General features: G+C 61.5%; 3 protein-coding genes. All 3 read left to right on the forward strand.

Going from position 1 to position 2,499, the window contains the following annotated elements; all coding sequences use genetic code 11:
• Positions 1-161 precede the first annotated feature (161 nt).
• The 3 genes from mobC to BLR95_RS15360 all read left to right on the forward strand — a co-directional run bounded on the left by mobC (position 162) and on the right by BLR95_RS15360 (position 2,420).
• Complete coding sequence (gene mobC, locus BLR95_RS15350; protein WP_092622134.1) at positions 162-557, forward strand: plasmid mobilization relaxosome protein MobC; 396 nt, start codon at positions 162-164, stop codon at positions 555-557.
• 10 nt (positions 558-567) lie between these two features.
• A complete protein-coding gene (locus tag BLR95_RS15355) occupies positions 568-2,028 on the forward strand; it encodes a relaxase/mobilization nuclease domain-containing protein (RefSeq protein ID WP_143131048.1) in 1,461 nt (486 codons plus the stop codon).
• Positions 2,029-2,168: 140 nt separating this feature from the next.
• The gene (locus BLR95_RS15360) at positions 2,169-2,420 is read left to right on the forward strand and encodes a helix-turn-helix domain-containing protein (protein ID WP_092622138.1); all 252 of its coding nucleotides are present in this window, start codon (positions 2,169-2,171) and stop codon (positions 2,418-2,420) included.
• Positions 2,421-2,499 lie beyond the last annotated feature (79 nt).

Raw genomic sequence — 2,499 nt, forward strand, 5'->3', positions numbered from 1 at the left:
GGGCTTAATTGGTTGCGGGGGCTCGCAACCAACTTAGCCTACTGTTCAACTCCAAAGACATCACCGGCACGGGCGGCGGCTTCAAACCGCCGGTTCTCAGATGAGGACCGGCGCGCAGCCGCTTGCCGTGTTCCGGTGGTGCCGGACGGTAGGCCAGTTCTATGGACAGGACGAATAAGGGCAGGAAGAGCAAGAAACGCGAAGCGCCGTTCTCGATCCGGCTGAGCTTCGAAGAGCGCGCCCGCCTGGAACGGCAGGCCGGAGACATGCCGCTCGGGGCCTATGTGAAATCGCGCGTCCTCGACGGGGCGGAGCCGCCGCGCCGCAAGTCGCCGCAACCCTCCATCGCCGACCGGAGTGCGTTGGCGCAAGTGCTGGCCAAGCTCGGCAGCTCGCGCCTGTCCAATAACGTCAATCAGCTTGCGCGCGCTGCGAATAGCGGATCGCTGCCGGTCAATGCGGAAACCATCAGGGACATCAATCAAGCCTGCGCCGATATCGCCAAGATGAAGGCGCTGTTGATGAACGCGCTTGGCGCGCGTCCGCCGAAGCCGTGAGGGCGCGGCCATGATTATCAAGGGCAGCCAGCGCGCCGGTGCTAAGGATTTGGCGCAACATCTGACAAATGCCGGGGAGAACGAGCATATCGACGTTCACGAGCTGCGCGGCTTTGTGTCCGACGATCTAGCCGACGCCCTGCGCGAAGCGGAGTATGTCGCCAAGGGCACGAAATGCCGTCAGTTCCTGCTCTCGGTCAGCATGAACCCGCCTCTGGGTGAGTCCGTGCCGTTCGAATCCTTCGAACAAGCGGCCATGCGGATCGAGGACAAGCTCGGGTTGAGCGATCAGCCGCGCGCGCTGGTCTTCCATGAAAAGAACGGTCGCCGTCATGCGCATTGCGTGTGGAGCCGCATCGACGCGGAGTCGATGACGGCGATCAACCTGCCCTATTACAAGAACCGCCTCACCGAAGTGTCGCGGGAAATGTTTCTCGAACATGGCTGGTCGTTGCCCGACGGCCTCAAGGACCGCCGTCTCGCCAATCCGTTGAATTTCAGCCGCGAGGAATGGCTTCAAGCGCAGCGGACGCAAAGCGATCCGCGCGAGATCAAGCAGCTCTTCCAGGAGTGCTGGGTGCAGTCGGACAGCGCCAAGGCATTCGTCCAGGCTTTGGAACAGCACGGCATGGTGCTGGCGCGCGGCGATCGGCGCGGCTTTGTCGCTGTCGATCATCAAGGCGAGGTCTATTCGCTGTCCCGTTGGACCGGCGAAAACACCGGGGCCATCAAGGACCGGATCGGATCGGGGGAGAACCTGCCGGACGTGGCCGGAGCGAAAGAGCGCATCGCCAACACGATGACGCCGAAGCTCCAAGCCTTCGAGCAGGAGCTGAACAAGCAGCACGCGACGCGGATGAACGCGCTGGCGCAGGAACGTCGACAGATGGCGGAGCAGCATGCCTTTGAGCGCCAATTACAGATTGGCTTTCAAGAGGCGGAATGGCGGCGTGCCAGCCAGGAACGCGCCGCGCGGTTCAACACGGGCGTCAAGGGATTGTGGGACTGGATGTCCGGCAAGACGGCCGCCATCAAGCGTCAGAATGAAAAGGAAGCCATCGACGCGATGCTGCGCGACCGCGCCGACCGTGAGTCTCTGATCGAACACCAGCTCAAGGAGCGCGGGACGCTCCAGGCGAAAATTGACGCGGCGCGCAAGGAACACCGGCAGGAGCGCAAGGCGCTGTCGCGCGAGATCGGGCGCTACCTGACCGGCCTGCGCGAACCGGACAAAAGCCGGACGCAGGAGACGAAGCGCACCCGTCAGCCGGAGCGCAGCCGCGTGCGCCCGAAAGCGCCGGACCGGACACAGGAGAAGCCGCAAGCGAAACACCAAGCGCAAGAGCGCAAACAAGAAACTGCGCGCGAGGAGTCCGGCCTCTCGTCCTATCAGGAGGCCCGCAAGGCGTTCCGCGATAGCCGCAAGAAGCGCGGCATCAATAAGGATCAGGGCCAGGGCCGGGACCGGTAGAGTGACCGGCCCGCCCTTATGATCCAATCGATATAATTCTGATTTATGATTTAATCTTCATATTATGGATTTATGATCCAAATATCATATTGCGGCTTTATGATCTAAATGATATATTGAGTCTGAAAGGATAGGATGCCATGAGCCAGATTGCCCGCACCCCGAAACAGCTTGGAGCCATTCTCCGGCGCACGCGCCGCAATGCCGATCTCACCCAGGCCCAGCTTGGGGAGAAGGCTGGCATATGGCAGGAAACCGTCTCGAAAATCGAGGGTGGGCAAGGTGCGACGAAGGTCGCCACGATATTCGACCTGCTGGCGGCGCTCGACCTCGAAATCGAAATCAAGCCGCGTAGCAAGGGATCGGCAGCGGATATCGAGGACGTGTTCTAATGCCGCGCCGTCGTACCCGCATCCCTCTGAACGTGTATCTCAACAACCGGCTCGTCGGGCGTCTCAACCGCGAAAGCAG

The sequence above is a fragment of the Roseospirillum parvum genome (assembly GCF_900100455.1).
Classification (GTDB): domain Bacteria; phylum Pseudomonadota; class Alphaproteobacteria; order Rhodospirillales; family Rhodospirillaceae; genus Roseospirillum; species Roseospirillum parvum.